We start from the raw sequence: 16858 nt of genomic DNA on the forward strand, positions 1-16858 counted from the left end.
CAAATTCAGACAAACTATCCAGTCATATTTTATAACGTGAATTTAGATTTTAAAAAAAGGATCAGGAGAAATTATAAATGGCACAGTTTAAAAACAAGGTAAATGTATCAATTAATGATCAGCTTTTTACAATTGTTGGGGAAGATAACCCAGAGCACATACGATATGTAGCACATTTAGTTGATGATAAAATAAAAGAATTAGGGTATAAAGCAGCAGGTTTAGATACTTCAAGAAAAGCAATACTAACTGCTGTGAATATTATGCATGAAAAAGTACTACTAGAAGAAGAAAATCGACGTTTGAAACAACAAATTCACAAATTGCAGCAGCGTGAGCAATAAATGGTCATTGATTTTATCATAATCATTTTCTTTGTGTATTTTGTCATCGTTGGATTCAGACGAGGTTTTTGGTTATCTATGATACATTTGAGTGCAACGATTGTATCATTGTGGATTGCCAGTCAATTTTACAAATCTATTGTAGAAAGATTAATTGTATTTATTCCATATCCTAAAACAACAGCATTTAATACAACTTTTGCGTTTCATTTTAATCATCTACAAAATCGATTTGAAGCGATTGTAGCTTTTTTAATGATTACATTGTTTTGTAAGTTCATTTTATATCTAATTATCGTAACTTTTGATAAAATAATAGCGTATCAAAACATTCATATTTTCAGTCGTGCAATGGGAATGATAGTTGGTGTGTTTATGACGATAATTGTCTTACACTTTACGTTATATCTATTGGCATTATATCCTAACGAAGCATTACAACATCAGCTTAAAATATCTATTGTGAGTCATTCATTGATTTTTCACATCCCATATTTATCGGCTTTCACCATTAATTTATAAATTATCATAAGAGGTCAGGACAAAGGTATATATTAATGATACGTCCTGGTCTTCTTTTTATGGAGTGTTATTATGACAAAAAAAGATGTTATCAAACTATTAGAACAAATTGCTACTTATATGGAATTAAAAGGGGAAAATACTTTTAAAATATCAGCGTATCGAAAAGCAGCTCAAAGTCTTGAATTAGATGAACGACCATTAGATGAAATATCTGATGTAACGGAGTTAAAAGGCATTGGTAAAGGTGTTGCAGAAGTAATCAATGATTACCGTGAGACCGGTGAATCTCAGTATTTACAGCAATTACAGGAAGAAGTTCCGGAAGGTCTTATTCCACTTTTGAAAATTCAAGGACTTGGAAGCAAGAAAATTGCTAAGCTATATAAAGAGTTGAATATTGTTGATAAAGCGTCACTTCAAGTTGCTTGTGAAAATGGAAAAGTTAGTGAATTAAGCGGATTTGCTAAGAAAACGGAACAAAACATATTAGAAGCTGTGAAACAACTTGGTGCTAAGAAAGATAGATATCCAATTGATCAAATGAGAAGACTTAATCAAGAAATCATTGATTATATAGATACATTAAATTATATCGATCAATATTCATCTGCAGGAAGCTTCCGTCGTTTTAAAGAAATGAGCAAAGATTTAGATTTCATAATAAGTACCGATAACCCAAAAGCAGTGCAGCAGCAATTATTAAATATTCCCAATAAAGTAAAAGAAGTTGCAGTGGGGAACACAAAAGTTTCATTAGAATTAGCGTATGATGATGAAACGATTGGTGTCGATTTTCGATTAATTGAACCAAGGGCTTTTTATCATACATTGCAACATTTTACTGGGTCAAAAGAACATAATATAAGAATTCGACAACTTGCTAAAGCACGTGATGAAAAAGTAAGTGAATATGGAATTGAACAAGCTGATGGTACATTAATTCAATATGATAGTGAAGCCAAGATATATGAACATTTTAATGTGAATTTTATACCACCTGCTATGCGAGAAGATGGTAGCGAATTTGATAAAGATCTAAGTAATATCATTACATTAGATGATATTAATGGTGATATTCATATGCATACAACGTATAGTGATGGTGCGTTTTCTATTCGAGACATGGTAGAAGCAAATATCGCAAAAGGTTATAAATTCATGGTAATTACTGATCATTCACAAAGTTTACGTGTTGCTAATGGCTTACAAGTGGAAAGACTTTTAAGACAAAACGAAGAAATTAAGGCTTTAGATAAAGAATATAGTGAAATTGATATTTATTCAGGTACAGAAATGGATATATTACCTGATGGCTCGCTGGATTATGATGATGAAATTTTAGCACAACTTGATTATGTAATTGGAGCTATTCATCAAAGCTTTAACCAATCAGAAGAACAAATTATGGAACGATTAGCTAATGCATGTCGCAATCCATACGTGCGACATATAGCGCATCCAACAGGGCGTATTATAGGTAGAAGAGATGGTTATAAACCGAATATTGAACAATTAATGGCATTAGCTGAAGAAACGAATACAGTATTAGAAATTAATGCCAATCCACATCGACTGGATCTGAACGCTGAAATCGTTCGTAAATATCCAAATGTGAAATTAACTATTAACACTGATGCGCATCATACAAATCATTTAGATTTTATGAATTATGGCGTAGCAACTGCGCAAAAAGGATTTGTAACAAAAGATAGAGTGATTAACGCATTATCGCGTGAAGCTTTTAAAGACTTTATTGAAAATAATATAAAACTTAAGAAATAGAGGGATTTTATGAGACAAAAAACATTAGACGTCTTAGAATTTGAAAAAATAAAATCACTCGTTGCCAATGAAACTATTAGTGACTTAGGCTTGGAAAAGGTCAATCAAATGATGCCAGCTACTAATTTTGAAACGGTTGTTTTTCAAATGGAAGAAACGGATGAGATTGCTCAAATCTATAATAAGCATCGTTTACCAAGCTTGAGTGGCTTATCTAAAGTATCAGCATTCATTCATCGCGCTGATATTGGCGGCGTTTTAAATGTATCAGAGCTTAACTTGATAAAAAGATTAATTCAAGTACAAAATCAATTTAAGACATTTTATAATCAATTGGTTGAAGAAGATGAAGGTGTTAAATACCCAATATTAGATGACAAGATGAATCAATTACCTGTGTTAACTGATCTTTTTCATCAAATAAATGAAACATGCGATACGTATGATTTATATGATAATGCGAGTTATGAATTGCAAGGGATTAGAAGTAAAATTTCTAGCACGAATCAACGTATTAGACAAAATTTGGACCGTATTGTTAAAAGTCAAGCAAATCAGAAAAAATTATCAGATGCTATTGTAACAGTTAGGAATGAAAGAAACGTTATACCTGTCAAAGCTGAATATCGACAAGATTTTAATGGGATTGTACATGATCAATCTGCTTCAGGACAAACATTGTATATTGAGCCATCATCAGTTGTTGAAATGAATAATCAAATTAGTCGATTACGTCATGACGAAGCAATTGAAAAAGAACGCATTTTAACGCAACTAACTGGTTATGTGGCTGCGGACAAAGATGCACTACTTGTGGCAGAACAAGTCATGGGGCAGTTAGATTTTTTAATCGCAAAAGCGAGATATAGTAGAAGTATTAAAGGAACAAAGCCGATATTTAAAGAGGAACGTACTGTATATTTACCTAAAGCATACCATCCATTATTAAATCGTGAGACTGTTGTAGCTAATACCATCGAATTTATGGAAGATATTGAAACGGTAATTATTACAGGACCGAATACAGGTGGTAAAACTGTAACATTAAAAACATTAGGTTTAATTATTGTTATGGCTCAATCAGGATTGTTGATTCCCACACTTGATGGTAGTCAGTTAAGTGTATTTAAAAATGTATATTGCGATATCGGAGATGAACAATCAATAGAACAATCATTATCAACTTTTTCATCTCATATGACGAATATAGTTGAAATTTTAAAGCATGCAGACAAACATAGTTTAGTTTTATTTGATGAATTAGGTGCAGGTACAGATCCAAGTGAAGGTGCTGCATTAGCAATGAGCATTTTAGATCATGTTAGAAAAATTGGTTCTCTAGTAATGGCAACGACGCACTATCCTGAACTTAAAGCATATAGTTATAATCGAGAAGGCGTTATGAATGCGAGTGTAGAATTTGATGTAGATACTTTGAGTCCAACGTATAAGTTATTAATGGGTGTGCCGGGTCGTTCAAATGCTTTTGACATTTCTAAAAAGTTAGGTCTTAGTTTGAATATTATTAATAAGGCTAAGACGATGATTGGTACTGATGAAAAAGAAATAAATGAAATGATTGAATCATTAGAGCGTAATTATAAACGTGTAGAGACACAGAGGTTAGAACTGGACCGTCTTGTAAAAGAAGCGGAGCAAGTGCATGATGATTTATCTAAGCAGTATCAACAATTCCAAAATTATGAAAAGTCTCTAATAGAGGAAGCGAAAGAAAAAGCAAATCAGAAGATTAAAGCTGCAACAAAAGAAGCTGACGATATTATTAAAGACTTAAGACAATTGCGTGAACAAAAAGGTGCAGATGTTAAAGAACATGAATTGATTGATAAGAAGAAACGATTAGATGATCATTATGAAGCGAAATCTATAAAGCAAAATGTACAAAAGCAAAAATACGATAAAATTGTTGCTGGTGATGAAGTAAAAGTATTATCTTACGGTCAAAAGGGTGAAGTTTTAGAAATTGTCAATGATGAAGAAGCAATTGTTCAAATGGGAATTATTAAAATGAAGTTACCTATTGAAGATTTAGAGAAAAAACAAAAAGAAAAAGTTAAGCCAACGAAAATGGTTACACGTCAAAATCGTCAAACAATTAAAACTGAACTTGACTTACGAGGCTATCGTTATGAGGATGCTTTAATTGAACTAGATCAATATTTAGATCAAGCCGTTTTAAGTAATTACGAACAAGTTTATATCATTCATGGTAAAGGTACAGGTGCACTTCAAAAAGGTGTACAACAACATTTGAAGAAGCATAAAAGTGTTAGTGACTTTAGAGGTGGTATGCCAAGCGAAGGTGGATTTGGCGTTACCGTTGCAACACTAAAATAAATTATAATTTGATAAATTAAATAGCTGCAGTTAAAATAATGTAAAGCAACAAGAATACATTTCAAACATGTTATTTGAAATAAGCATAAAAATTGAGCAAATAGAAATACATGAAGCATGTTATCTGATATAATTTGAACATCATAATAATAATTAAGGAGGATTGGCATTTATGGCAATCGTAAAAGTAACAGATGCAGATTTTGATTCAAAAGTAGAATCTGGTGTACAACTAGTAGATTTTTGGGCAACATGGTGTGGTCCATGTAAAATGATCGCTCCGGTATTAGAAGAATTAGCAGCTGACTATGAAGGTAAAGCTGACATTTTAAAATTAGATGTTGATGAAAATCCATCAACTGCAGCTAAATATGAAGTGATGAGTATTCCAACATTAATCGTCTTTAAAGACGGTCAACCAGTTGATAAAGTTGTTGGTTTCCAACCAAAAGAAAACTTAGCTGAAGTTTTAGATAAACATTTATAAGTTATAACCAATGACGACTGGGGCATTTCTTTAATGAATTGCTCCAGTTTTTGTTTGTGTTTTTAATATAAAAAGTTGAGTGATAAGTCATCATATTGTTTACGACTTGAGAATGGTGGGATTAATAAATCTATGAACGTTAAATGATAATCTAGCATGCTGATAGATTTGTAGCAGTTGGTTTGATAAAACCATGTTCAATATTACATGATGTGCATGAAAAGTCATACTCGAAGATGTTGATTATGAGCTAGAATTAGTGGTGATAAATTTGAAGCACTTTTGTAGCATCATTCATTTTAAAATTAGAAGGGGGGATATTTTTGGAAGACTATAAGCAACGAATTAAAAATAAATTAAATGTCGTACCTATGGAACCAGGCTGCTATTTAATGAAAGATCGTAATGATCAAGTGATATATGTTGGCAAAGCTAAAAAGCTAAGAAATCGATTGAGATCATATTTTACGGGTGCTCATGATGCTAAAACAACGAGACTGGTTGGTGAAATACGTCGTTTTGAGTTTATTGTCACGTCAAGTGAAACAGAGTCACTTTTACTGGAATTGAATCTGATAAAACAATATCAACCAAGATATAATATATTATTAAAGGATGATAAAAGTTATCCATTTATTAAAATTACGAAGGAGAAATATCCTAGACTACTAGTGACGAGAACTGTAAAACAAGGTACTGGCAAATATTTCGGACCGTATCCGAATGCATATTCTGCTCAAGAAACTAAAAAGTTATTAGACAGAATATATCCATATCGCAAATGTGATAAGATGCCAGATAAATTATGTCTTTATTACCATATTGGACAATGTTTAGGACCATGTGTATATGACGTTGATTTGAGTAAATACGCACAAATGACGAAGGAAATTACTGATTTTCTGAATGGGGAAGACAAAACAATTTTAAAAAGTTTAGAAGAGCGAATGTTAACTGCAAGTGAATCACTTGATTTTGAACGGGCTAAAGAATATAGAGATTTAATTCAACATATTCAAAATCTGACAAACAAACAAAAAATTATGTCATCAGATAAAACGATTCGTGATGTCTTTGGTTATTGTGTTGATAAAGGATGGATGTGTATCCAAGTTTTCTTTATACGACAAGGTAATATGATAAAGCGAGATACAACGATGATTCCATTACAGCAAACAGAAGAAGAAGAATTTTATACATTTATTGGACAATTTTATAGCTTAAACCAACATATTTTACCTAAGGAAGTTCATGTACCACGTAATTTGGATAAAGAAATGATTCAATCTGTTGTGGACACTAAAATCGTTCAACCCGCGCGAGGTCCCAAAAAAGATATGGTTGACCTAGCTGCACATAACGCTAAAGTATCCTTAAATAATAAATTTGAATTAATATCACGTGATGAGTCAAGAACGATTAAAGCTATTGAAGAACTTGGAACACAAATGGGAATTCAAACACCAATTAGAATTGAAGCATTCGATAATTCTAATATTCAAGGTGTGGATCCAGTGTCAGCAATGGTTACATTTGTCGACGGTAAACCAGATAAGAAAAATTATAGAAAGTATAAAATCAAAACGGTTAAAGGTCCAGATGATTACAAATCAATGAGAGAAGTAGTAAGACGACGATATTCTCGCGTTTTAAACGAAGGATTACCATTACCTGATTTAATAATAGTCGATGGTGGTAAAGGACATATGAACGGGGTTATTGATGTGCTACAAAACGAATTAGGTCTTGATATCCCTGTTGCAGGTTTGCAGAAAAATGATAAACACCAAACATCTGAATTATTATATGGCGCTAGTGCAGAAATTGTACCACTGAAGAAAAATAGCCAGGCATTTTATTTGTTGCATCGTATCCAAGATGAGGTTCACAGATTCGCAATCACATTTCATAGACAAACACGTCAAAAGACAGGCTTGAAATCAATACTTGATGATATAGATGGTATCGGTAACAAACGTAAAACATTATTATTGCGTTCATTCGGTTCAATCAAGAAAATGAAGGAAGCTACACTTGAAGATTTTAAAAATATAGGTATTCCTGAAAACGTCGCAAAGAACCTACATGAACAATTGCATAAATAAATTACTGGGCGTGAGAATCATTCTCATGCCCCAAAATATATGAAATAATGTTACAATATGGTTAACAAAGTTATTTTTTTGAATGTACGTGGAAGCGTTTTCTAAATGAGAAAGTTTATCATCACAAGCAATTTTAAATATCGAATCCAAATGTTACATTGTTCGACATGCAGTTTGGTGATCGTACAGTGTGTATTTGTCTTTAAAATGTTTCGCTTAATGATAATGACAACGCTAGAAACGATATCACTTTAGGGGGTTAAGCGTACGTTTAATATAAATAGCTCAATAAATTAAATATTCGTTCACAGGGGGGACTCCTTTTGGCTCAATCAAAAAATGAATTTTATCTAAGACGTATTCACTCGTTATTAGGTATTATCCCAATAGGTGCATTTTTGGTCGTTCATTTATTAGTGAATCACCAAGCAACACAAGGTGCTGAAGCGTTTAATAAGGCATCTAACTTTATGGAATCATTACCATTTCTAATTATTGTAGAATTTTTATTTATATACATTCCGTTGTTATATCACGGTTTGTTTGGTATACACATTGCATTTACAGCAAAAGAAAATGTTGGACATTACTCGATTTTTAGAAACTGGATGTTCTTCTTCCAAAGAGTGAGTGGTATCTTAACATTTATCTTTATTGGTATCCATTTATGGCAAACACGTTTACAAAAAGCATTTTACGGCAAAGAAGTGAATTACGATTTAATGCACGAAACATTGCAACATCCTGGATGGGCAATATTTTATATTATTTGTATTATTGCTGTTGTGTTCCACTTTGCAAATGGCTTATGGTCATTCTTAGTTACTTGGGGTGGACTTCAATCTCCAAAATCACAACGAGTATTTACATGGGTTTCATTAATCGTATTTTTAGTTATTTCGTATATTGGTGTTACTGCAATTATTGCCTTTATGTAATACATCGCATTTAACAAATATAGATTGAAAATTTAGGGGAGTGAAATTTTTATGGCAGAGAAACATCTTATTGTTGTCGGAGGTGGCCTAGCGGGCTTAATGTCAACAATTAAAGCGGCAGAAAAAGGTGCACATGTAGATTTGTTCTCAGTTGTACCAGTAAAGCGTTCGCACTCTGTTTGTGCCCAAGGTGGCATTAATGGTGCGGTCAATACTAAAGGGGAAGGCGATTCTCCTTGGATTCACTTTGATGATACAGTGTATGGTGGCGACTTCCTTGCAAACCAACCACCTGTTAAAGCGATGACAGAGGCAGCACCTAAAATTATTCATTTATTAGACCGTATGGGTGTAATGTTCAATAGAACAAATGAAGGTCTATTAGATTTTAGACGTTTCGGTGGTACATTACACCACAGAACAGCATATGCAGGGGCAACAACTGGACAACAATTATTATATGCATTGGATGAACAAGTTCGTGCATATGAAGTAGATGGATTAGTTACGAAGTATGAAGGATGGGAATTTCTTGGCATAGTTAAAGGTGACGATGATAGTGCAAGAGGTATCGTTGCACAAAATATGACAACTGCTGAGATTGAAACATTTGGTTCAGATGCAGTTATTATGGCAACGGGTGGCCCTGGTATTATTTTCGGTAAAACAACAAACTCAATGATTAATACAGGATCAGCGGCTTCCATTGTTTACCAACAAGGCGCTATTTATGCTAATGGTGAGTTCATTCAAATTCATCCTACTGCAATCCCTGGTGATGATAAACTGCGACTAATGAGTGAATCAGCACGTGGTGAAGGTGGACGAATTTGGACATATAAAGATGGTAAGCCTTGGTACTTCTTAGAAGAGAAATATCCTGATTATGGTAACTTAGTACCTCGTGATATCGCAACGCGTGAAATTTTCGATGTATGTATTAACCAAAAATTAGGTATAAATGGCGAAAACATGGTATATCTTGATTTGTCACATAAAGATCCACATGAGTTAGATGTAAAACTAGGTGGTATCATTGAAATTTATGAAAAATTCACTGGTGATGACCCACGCAAAGTACCAATGAAGATTTTCCCAGCTGTTCACTATTCAATGGGTGGTCTATATGTAGATTATGATCAAATGACAAATATTAAAGGGTTATTTGCAGCTGGAGAATGTGACTTCTCTCAACATGGTGGTAACCGCTTAGGTGCCAATTCATTGTTATCAGCGATTTATGGTGGTACAGTAGCAGGTCCAAACGCGATTGATTATATTTCAAATATTGATCGATCATATACTGATATGGACGAAAGTATTTTTGAAAAACGTAAAGCTGAAGAGCAAGAACGTTTTGATAAATTATTAGCTATGCGCGGTACAGAAAATGCCTATAAATTACACCGTGAACTTGGTGAAATTATGACAGCAAATGTAACTGTTGTTCGTGAAAATGAAAAACTGTTAGAAACAGATAAAAAGATTGTTGAATTGATGAAACGTTATGAAGATATTGATATGGAAGATACTCAAACTTGGAGTAACCAAGCGGTATTCTTTACCCGTCAACTATGGAACATGTTAGTACTTGCACGTGTTATTACGATTGGTGCATATAACCGTAACGAATCACGCGGTGCCCATTATAAACCAGAATTCCCAGAGCGTAATGATGAAGAGTGGTTAAAAACGACAATGGCCTCATTCCAAGGCGCATTTGAAAAACCACAGTTTACTTATGATGACGTCGATGTGAGTTTAATACCACCTCGTAAACGTGATTACACAAGTAAGTCTAAAGGGGGTAAAAAATAATGACTGAACAATCAGTGAAAAACACTCCACAACATGAAACACAATCTAAACCGAAACAAAAAACAGTAAAATTAATTATTAAACGACAAGATACAAGTGATTCTAAGCCTTATGAAGAAACATTTGAAATTCCATATCGTGAAAATTTAAACGTCATTGCTTGTTTAATGGAAATTAGACGTAACCCAGTTAATATTAAAGGTGAAAAAACAACACCTGTTGTCTGGGATATGAACTGCTTAGAAGAAGTATGTGGAGCATGTTCTATGGTTATCAATGGTCGTGCAAGACAATCTTGTTCTGCGATTGTTGATCAATTAGAACAACCTATTCGTTTAGAGCCAATGAATACTTTCCCAGTTATCCGTGACTTACAAGTTGATCGTTCTAGAATGTTCGATAACTTAAAACGTATGAAAGCATGGATCCCAATTGATGGAACGTATGATTTAGGTCCGGGACCACGTATGCCAGAGAAAAAACGTCAAACAGCTTATGAATTATCTAAATGTATGACATGTGGTGTATGTTTAGAGGTTTGTCCTAATGTTACTGAAAATAATAAATTCGTTGGTGCACAAGCAATCTCGCAAGTTCGTTTGTTTAATTTGCACCCAACAGGATCTATGACTAAAGATGAACGTTTAAATGCATTAATGGGTACTGGTGGCTTACAGCAGTGTGGTAATTCACAAAACTGTGTTAATGCTTGCCCTAAAGGTATTCCATTAACAACATCCATTGCAGCAATGAACAGAGAAACAACATTCCACATGTTTAAATCATTCTTTGGTTCAGACCATGAAGTAGAATAAAAATTAATCCCTTTTGAGTTAAAATGTTATGTTCCTTTCAAAATTAAATTGAATGGAGATACACAATAACTTGGAAGGGATTTTTTTAATAAGCAGATTACATGACAATATGATAGTGGGCTGATTTAAAATAAATATTATAATGACAAAAATGGTAAACACAGTGCATAATACTAAAATCCAATGCTTAGTTATGATAAACTAAAAATTAAATTAAAAGTAAGGATGACCGAATATGAATAAACCAATAGGTGTAATAGACTCTGGTGTCGGAGGTTTGACAGTAGCTAAAGAAATTATGCGTCAGTTGCCAAATGAGACGATTTATTACTTAGGTGATATTGGACGATGTCCATATGGGCCAAGACCAGGAGAACAAGTAAAACAATATACAGTTGAAATCGCTCGTAAATTAATGGAATTTGATATAAAAATGCTCGTGATTGCTTGTAATACAGCAACTGCTGTAGCTTTAGAATATTTACAAAAGACCTTATCAATCCCAGTGATTGGTGTAATTGAACCAGGTGCTAGAACAGCAATAATGACTACTAGAAATCAAAATGTATTAGTACTAGGAACTGAAGGCACAATTAAATCTGAAGCATATCGTACGCATATTAAACGTATCAATCCACATGTAGAGGTACATGGCGTTGCCTGTCCAGGTTTTGTGCCACTTGTAGAACAAATGAGATATAGTGATCCAACAATTACAAGCATTGTCATTCATCAAACACTGAAACGTTGGCGTAATAGTGAGTCTGATACTGTCATTTTAGGATGTACCCACTATCCATTGCTCTATAAACCTATCTATGATTATTTTGGTGGTAAAAAGACAGTGATTTCGTCTGGATTAGAAACGGCTCGTGAAGTTAGTGCATTGCTAACATTTAGTAATGAACATGCAAGTTATACTGAACATCCAGATCATCGATTTTTTGCAACAGGTGATCCTACTCACATTACTAACATTATCAAAGAGTGGTTAAATTTATCTGTCAATGTGGAACGTATATCAGTGAATGACTAGGAGGATTTTTAATGAAAGAGATTGTTATTGCATCGAATAATCAAGGGAAAATAAATGACTTTAAAGTAATATTTCCAGATTACCACGTAATAGGTATTTCAGAACTAATACCAGATTTTGATGTGGAAGAAACAGGATCAACATTTGAAGAAAATGCTATATTAAAATCAGAAGCTGCTGCAAAAGCATTGAATAAAACTGTCATAGCTGATGACAGTGGACTAGAAGTTTTTGCATTAAATGGTGAGCCAGGTATATACTCTGCACGTTATGCTGGTGAAAATAAAAGCGATGAAGCAAATATTGAAAAATTATTAAATAAGCTTGGTAATACAACTGATCGTCGTGCGCAATTTGTTTGTGTCATAAGTATGAGTGGCCCTGATATGGAAACAAAAGTATTTAAAGGTACTGTTTCAGGTGAAATTGCAGATGGAAAATATGGCGAAAATGGTTTCGGATATGATCCGATATTTTATGTACCGAAATTAGATAAAACCATGGCTCAACTTTCAAAAGAACAAAAAGGGCAAATTAGTCATAGACGAAATGCGATTAATTTACTTCAAGCTTTTCTTGAAGGTGAAAAAAATGTCTAAATGGATTATTGTGAGTGATAACCATACTGAATCAGGCGTTTTATATCAAATTTATGAAATGCACCCAGATGCAGATGTATATTTACATTTAGGAGATTCAGAATTCGCGTATGATGATACGGAACTTAGCTTATTTAATAGAGTAAAAGGCAATTGTGATTTTTACCCAGAATTTGAAAATGAAGCGGTCGCAAAATATAATGACGTGAAAGCATTTTATACTCATGGACATTTATATCAAGTCAATCGAACAAGAGATTTATTAGCTGAAAAAGGACTTGAATTAGGTTGTTTGTTTGCATTTTATGGACATACACATGTGGCAAAATATGAGTATATTAATGGTGTTCATGTTATTAATCCTGGAAGTATATCTCAATCTAGAAGTTCAATGGAAGAAACATATGCTGAAGTTATTATTGATGATCAAACTTTACATGGCACCATCAATTTCAAAAATCGACATCACGAAACAATCAGTCATACTACTTTTTAAATAGAAGTAGCTATGGCTTTTTTTAGTTTATAGACTGATTTAACTAGGAGGTCGTGTCATGAATGTTTGTTTAAAAGTATTTCTGACAATTTTATAAGATAATTGGAATGAATAACACATTTATGTTATGAAAAGAATTGTAATTTTGGAGAATGTGATTGTTGATAACCCTATATGGTTGAATCATGTTGATTATTTGGTTAAAAGTGTATTATTAAAAAGTATAAAATTAAGATTCCAAGAAGTCAGGAAATTTGAAATTTTAGTTAAAATCATGAATCGTATACATATTTAAAAGGATTTCTAAAGTCATAAATTATATCAATAATTTGATGGTTAAAATATGGAGTAGCAAAATTCTTGAAATTCAGAAATGTAGTGACACAAATATTAATGTTTAGTTAATAAATAGTTAATGTAGTTTTTTGTATCTGTCTATTATTATAAATATATACAAAATAAATATTTGAGGATAGGTGTTATTAATTATGAAAAAGAATTTTATTGGGAAATCAATTTTAAGCATAGCTGCTATTAGTTTAACGGTATCAACGTTTGCCGGTGAATCTCATGCACAAACTAAAAACGTTGAAGCTGCTAAAAAATATGATCAGTATCAAACAAACTTTAAAAAACAAGTAAATAAAAAAGTTGTGGATGCACAAAAAGCTGTAAACTTGTTCAAACGTACAAGAACTGTTGCAACACACCGTAAAGCACAAAGAGCTGTTAATTTAATTCATTTCCAACACAGCTATGAAAAGAAAAAATTACAAAGACAAATCGATCTAGTTTTAAAATATAATACTTTAAAATAATTGATAGAAGCCATGCTATAGAGTGTGGCTTTTTGCTATATCCAAAGGTATAATTATTTTATAATATTGTGTTTATTTGAATGGTGAGCTTATTGGGATAAATCATATAAATAATTACTTAAAAGTGAATGCAATAGTTGTTTATGTTTTGAACAAGCGAGGTGGCTATTGTGAAAAGGAAATCGAATGTATTAACAATCATAAAAATTGTAACGGATATAGTGGCAACCGTGTTAATCATACGTGCTTTATTAAACAGTCGTAAAGATGCTAAATAAATTGGAAGTTACTTAAAATAAAAAAGCACGCCAATACGTTAGCATTGTTTTCTAACGTTTGGCGTACAACTATTTAATTCAGTATGTTAATTAATCCCAATAAATCGAGTCGATTTCACCGTTTTTAACAACTTTAATATTTTTTCTGTTCTCTTCTAAAGGACGAGTTAAGTCAAAAGTATAGTAATCTCTAGGACCACCATCTTTAATTCTGACAACTGCTTTCTTCACATCACCTTGGCTTAATTTTTTAACAATAAGGTACAGATCATTAACAGTTTCAGCTTTGTAAGGAGTTAGATTTTTATCAGACTCTTTCATTAACTTATCAATACGTTCATCGTCCTTTTTAGCTTGATCTGCTAAATTTTTTGCGATTTCTAAACCTTTCCATTCATAACTAAAGAAAGCTTTAGCATCATTAGTTTGAGTTAAAAGACCTGCAGCGATTACTGTAGATGCGATAATAGTTTTTGTGATATTTTTTTTCATAATAAGTTCTCCCTGTAAAATAAATTTGTACTTACTAATGCGAGTACACTGCTATTTTACAAACGGTTTCATGCATTTACCAGTTAACACTTCATTAATTAAAATTAAGTGCAAATTAATAAGGTTTAATGCAATCGAAAAAGAATAATGATGAATTTGATGGTATTATTTTTATTTGAGGTATTATTGAATTTGTTGATAGTATAATAATAGTAGTAAACGTCACTCAACTATGATTGGATAATTTTTATTGTTAAAACGATATATATTTCTTTGCATTTTGTTTGCAATGTTGGGTAGACAAACACTCCAAATTGTTATACATATAGCTTTTTTGATATATATTTTTTATAAAACAAAGAAATGATTCATAGTAGAGAAGTAATTAATATGTATAATTTTACTTATAAAGAAATAAGAGATATATTCTAATTATGGTTGATATGTTATGATTAATATATAAGTTAAAAATTATACTATTTAATTGAATTATGCATTTTCGAAGTAAACATAATTCAACACTTACATTTTTAATTAGATAAAATAGTGTAAAATCACGTGCCAAGATTACTATAGAGTAGGCATTGAGTATTATTGGCAATCACTTAAGTGATTGTTATTTTTCGTGGTCAATAATAAAGATATAAATAAATATATTGAGGTCAAACGATGATAATTAAAATTTTAACAATTCTATTACTACTTTGTATATTGAGCTATTTGGTTACAAATAGAAAGAAGCCTTTTCTGTTCTTAAAGACACTCTTTATGGGTGTGGTATTTATCTTTATAGGATATATTTCACTGGCAATATCTGCCGTAATTATTTATGGTATTATTCAATTTATCACAATTGATTTTGGTAGTTTTTTCTTAATGGGTATTATATTGATCTTGATTTCAAGTATATTCCAATTATTTATAGTTAGATTACTTTTTAGAAAAAAGAATGTCGATTTGACAGAGGTTGTCGTTTTAGAGCATTTAATTCAATGGTTCTTAGTTTACTTTGCGATCTATCAAGCAGTAAATGAAAAAATGGACATTAATGATATTAATATCGACAATTTCCAATCTGTCTTTTTTGACGTGTCTAATTTGAATTTAGTAATTCTACCAACGTTAATCATTAGCTGGGTCACAATATTTAACTATAGAATGAGAAGTTACAAATAAAATCTATGAAATTATACCATCAGACACCAACATTCAAATGGTGTCTTTTTTTGTTGTGTGGTTTTATTTTTGAAATTCGAAAAAGTAGAGGCGTGAATTTTTTGACTAGTGTATAAGTGCTGATGAGTCACAAGATAGATAACTATATTTTGTCTATATTATAAAGTGTTTATAGTTAATTAATAATTAGTTAATTTCAAAAGTTGTATAAATAGGATAACTTAATAAATGTAAGATAATAATTTGGAGGATAATTAACATGAAAAATAAATTGATAGCAAAATCTTTATTAACAATAGCGGCAATTGGTATTACTACAACTACAATTGCGTCAACAGCAGATGCGAGCGAAGGATACGGTCCAAGAGAAAAGAAACCAGTGAGTATTAATCACAATATCGTAGAGTACAATGATGGTACTTTTAAATATCAATCTAGACCAAAATTTAACTCAACACCTAAATATATTAAATTCAAACATGACTATAATATTTTAGAATTTAACGATGGTACATTCGAATATGGTGCACGTCCACAATTTAATAAACCAGCAGCGAAAACTGATGCAACTATTAAAAAAGAACAAAAATTGATTCAAGCTCAAAATCTTGTGAGAGAATTTGAAAAAACACATACTGTCAGTGCACACAGAAAAGCACAAAAGGCAGTCAACTTAGTTTCGTTTGAATACAAAGTGAAGAAAATGGTCTTACAAGAGCGAATTGATAATGTATTAAAACAAGGATTAGTGAGATAATACTTCTGTCATTATTTTAAGTTCAAAATAATTT

The 16858-nt window shown here is 32.0% G+C and carries 17 protein-coding genes and 2 pseudogenes; 16 read left to right on the top strand and 3 right to left on the bottom strand.

What is annotated here, in order from left to right; all coding sequences use genetic code 11:
• The first annotated feature begins 77 nt into the window (after window positions 1-77).
• The 5 genes and pseudogenes from zapA (at window position 78) to trxA (ending at window position 5496) form a co-directional block, all read left to right on the top strand.
• A pseudogene (gene zapA, locus NSS86_RS04275) lies at window positions 78-337 on the top strand (cell division protein ZapA).
• 7 nt (window positions 338-344) lie between these two features.
• Window positions 345-866, top strand: coding sequence for a CvpA family protein (locus NSS86_RS04280; RefSeq protein WP_000234068.1), 522 nt, complete (start codon window positions 345-347; stop codon window positions 864-866).
• 72 nt (window positions 867-938) lie between these two features.
• A complete protein-coding gene (gene polX / locus NSS86_RS04285) occupies window positions 939-2651 on the top strand; it encodes a DNA polymerase/3'-5' exonuclease PolX (protein ID WP_000161938.1) in 1713 nt (570 codons plus the stop codon).
• A gap of 9 nt (window positions 2652-2660) precedes the next feature.
• Window positions 2661-5009 (top strand): endonuclease MutS2, encoded by a 2349-nt coding sequence (locus NSS86_RS04290; protein WP_001249272.1) that lies wholly within the window; start codon window positions 2661-2663, stop codon window positions 5007-5009.
• Between the two features lie 172 nt (window positions 5010-5181).
• Entirely contained in the window at window positions 5182-5496 is a 315-nt protein-coding gene (gene trxA, locus NSS86_RS04295; protein ID WP_001018928.1) for a thioredoxin, read from the top strand.
• 62 nt (window positions 5497-5558) lie between these two features.
• On the opposite strand, the gene NSS86_RS04300 is transcribed toward trxA, so the two are convergent.
• Window positions 5559-5654 (bottom strand): hypothetical protein, encoded by a 96-nt coding sequence (locus tag NSS86_RS04300; protein WP_339302342.1) that lies wholly within the window; start codon window positions 5652-5654, stop codon window positions 5559-5561.
• 165 nt (window positions 5655-5819) lie between these two features.
• On the opposite strand from NSS86_RS04300, the gene uvrC reads away from it, so the two are divergent.
• The 9 genes from uvrC (at window position 5820) to ecb (ending at window position 14121) form a co-directional block, all read left to right on the top strand.
• Window positions 5820-7601 carry an excinuclease ABC subunit UvrC gene (gene uvrC, locus NSS86_RS04305; protein ID WP_000390524.1) on the top strand — a complete coding sequence of 594 codons (1782 nt, stop codon included), beginning with the start codon at window positions 5820-5822 and terminating at the stop codon, window positions 7599-7601.
• A 323-nt stretch (window positions 7602-7924) separates the two neighbouring features.
• Window positions 7925-8539, top strand: a complete 615-nt coding sequence (locus NSS86_RS04310; protein ID WP_000079317.1) for a succinate dehydrogenase cytochrome b558 subunit — start codon at window positions 7925-7927, stop codon at window positions 8537-8539.
• 51 nt (window positions 8540-8590) lie between these two features.
• On the top strand, window positions 8591-10357 hold the full coding sequence (gene sdhA, locus NSS86_RS04315; protein ID WP_000818278.1) for a succinate dehydrogenase flavoprotein subunit: 1767 nt from the start codon (window positions 8591-8593) through the stop codon (window positions 10355-10357).
• Window positions 10357-11172 (top strand): succinate dehydrogenase iron-sulfur subunit, encoded by an 816-nt coding sequence (gene sdhB / locus NSS86_RS04320; protein ID WP_000139712.1) that lies wholly within the window; start codon window positions 10357-10359, stop codon window positions 11170-11172. The genes sdhA and sdhB overlap by 1 nt, the downstream gene beginning before the upstream one ends.
• 235 nt (window positions 11173-11407) lie before the next feature.
• The gene (gene racE / locus NSS86_RS04325) at window positions 11408-12208 is read left to right on the top strand and encodes a glutamate racemase (protein ID WP_001039659.1); all 801 of its coding nucleotides are present in this window, start codon (window positions 11408-11410) and stop codon (window positions 12206-12208) included.
• 11 nt (window positions 12209-12219) lie between these two features.
• Window positions 12220-12807, top strand: coding sequence for an XTP/dITP diphosphatase (locus tag NSS86_RS04330; RefSeq protein ID WP_000659319.1), 588 nt, complete (start codon window positions 12220-12222; stop codon window positions 12805-12807).
• On the top strand, window positions 12800-13303 hold the full coding sequence (locus NSS86_RS04335) for a metallophosphoesterase (RefSeq protein ID WP_000049484.1): 504 nt from the start codon (window positions 12800-12802) through the stop codon (window positions 13301-13303). The genes NSS86_RS04330 and NSS86_RS04335 overlap by 8 nt, the downstream gene beginning before the upstream one ends.
• A gap of 127 nt (window positions 13304-13430) precedes the next feature.
• Window positions 13431-13598: a hypothetical protein gene (locus tag NSS86_RS04340; protein WP_001791787.1), complete on the top strand. Its 168-nt coding sequence runs from the start codon at window positions 13431-13433 to the stop codon at window positions 13596-13598.
• 193 nt (window positions 13599-13791) lie between these two features.
• Complete coding sequence (gene ecb, locus NSS86_RS04345) at window positions 13792-14121, top strand: complement convertase inhibitor Ecb (protein WP_000739210.1); 330 nt, start codon at window positions 13792-13794, stop codon at window positions 14119-14121.
• 316 nt (window positions 14122-14437) lie between these two features.
• On the opposite strand, the pseudogene NSS86_RS04350 reads toward ecb, so the two are convergent.
• Together NSS86_RS04350 and NSS86_RS04355 are read right to left on the bottom strand one after the other, a co-directional pair.
• A pseudogene (locus tag NSS86_RS04350) lies at window positions 14438-14530 on the bottom strand (hypothetical protein).
• Window positions 14490-14891, bottom strand: a complete 402-nt coding sequence (locus NSS86_RS04355) for a formyl peptide receptor-like 1 inhibitory protein (RefSeq protein ID WP_000739564.1) — start codon at window positions 14889-14891, stop codon at window positions 14490-14492. The pseudogene NSS86_RS04350 and the gene NSS86_RS04355 overlap by 41 nt, the downstream one beginning before the upstream one ends.
• Before the next feature lie 669 nt (window positions 14892-15560).
• Here NSS86_RS04355 and NSS86_RS04360 point away from each other — a divergent pair.
• Both NSS86_RS04360 and efb read left to right on the top strand, forming a co-directional pair.
• A complete protein-coding gene (locus NSS86_RS04360) occupies window positions 15561-16067 on the top strand; it encodes a hypothetical protein (protein ID WP_000584398.1) in 507 nt (168 codons plus the stop codon).
• Between the two features lie 259 nt (window positions 16068-16326).
• On the top strand, window positions 16327-16824 hold the full coding sequence (gene efb, locus NSS86_RS04365; RefSeq protein ID WP_000791581.1) for a complement convertase inhibitor Efb: 498 nt from the start codon (window positions 16327-16329) through the stop codon (window positions 16822-16824).
• Window positions 16825-16858 lie beyond the last annotated feature (34 nt).

It is taken from the genome of Staphylococcus sp. FSL W8-0056, assembly GCF_037963075.1.
Taxonomy (GTDB): domain Bacteria; phylum Bacillota; class Bacilli; order Staphylococcales; family Staphylococcaceae; genus Staphylococcus; species Staphylococcus aureus.

What these genes read in the sequence shown, in the direction of transcription:
- NSS86_RS04280 (WP_000234068.1), top strand. Translation starts at nt 345, where the DNA reads ATGGTCATTGATTTTATCATAATCATTTTCTTTGTGTATTTTGTCATC.
- polX (WP_000161938.1), top strand. Translation starts at nt 939, where the DNA reads ATGACAAAAAAAGATGTTATCAAACTATTAGAACAAATTGCTACTTAT.
- NSS86_RS04290 (WP_001249272.1), top strand. Translation starts at nt 2,661, where the DNA reads ATGAGACAAAAAACATTAGACGTCTTAGAATTTGAAAAAATAAAATCA.
- trxA (WP_001018928.1), top strand. Translation starts at nt 5,182, where the DNA reads ATGGCAATCGTAAAAGTAACAGATGCAGATTTTGATTCAAAAGTAGAA.
- NSS86_RS04300 (WP_339302342.1), bottom strand. Translation starts at nt 5,654, where the DNA reads ATGCTAGATTATCATTTAACGTTCATAGATTTATTAATCCCACCATTC.
- sdhA (WP_000818278.1), top strand. Translation starts at nt 8,591, where the DNA reads ATGGCAGAGAAACATCTTATTGTTGTCGGAGGTGGCCTAGCGGGCTTA.
- sdhB (WP_000139712.1), top strand. Translation starts at nt 10,357, where the DNA reads ATGACTGAACAATCAGTGAAAAACACTCCACAACATGAAACACAATCT.
- racE (WP_001039659.1), top strand. Translation starts at nt 11,408, where the DNA reads ATGAATAAACCAATAGGTGTAATAGACTCTGGTGTCGGAGGTTTGACA.
- NSS86_RS04330 (WP_000659319.1), top strand. Translation starts at nt 12,220, where the DNA reads ATGAAAGAGATTGTTATTGCATCGAATAATCAAGGGAAAATAAATGAC.
- NSS86_RS04335 (WP_000049484.1), top strand. Translation starts at nt 12,800, where the DNA reads ATGTCTAAATGGATTATTGTGAGTGATAACCATACTGAATCAGGCGTT.
- NSS86_RS04340 (WP_001791787.1), top strand. Translation starts at nt 13,431, where the DNA reads ATGAAAAGAATTGTAATTTTGGAGAATGTGATTGTTGATAACCCTATA.
- ecb (WP_000739210.1), top strand. Translation starts at nt 13,792, where the DNA reads ATGAAAAAGAATTTTATTGGGAAATCAATTTTAAGCATAGCTGCTATT.
- NSS86_RS04355 (WP_000739564.1), bottom strand. Translation starts at nt 14,891, where the DNA reads ATGAAAAAAAATATCACAAAAACTATTATCGCATCTACAGTAATCGCT.
- NSS86_RS04360 (WP_000584398.1), top strand. Translation starts at nt 15,561, where the DNA reads ATGATAATTAAAATTTTAACAATTCTATTACTACTTTGTATATTGAGC.
- efb (WP_000791581.1), top strand. Translation starts at nt 16,327, where the DNA reads ATGAAAAATAAATTGATAGCAAAATCTTTATTAACAATAGCGGCAATT.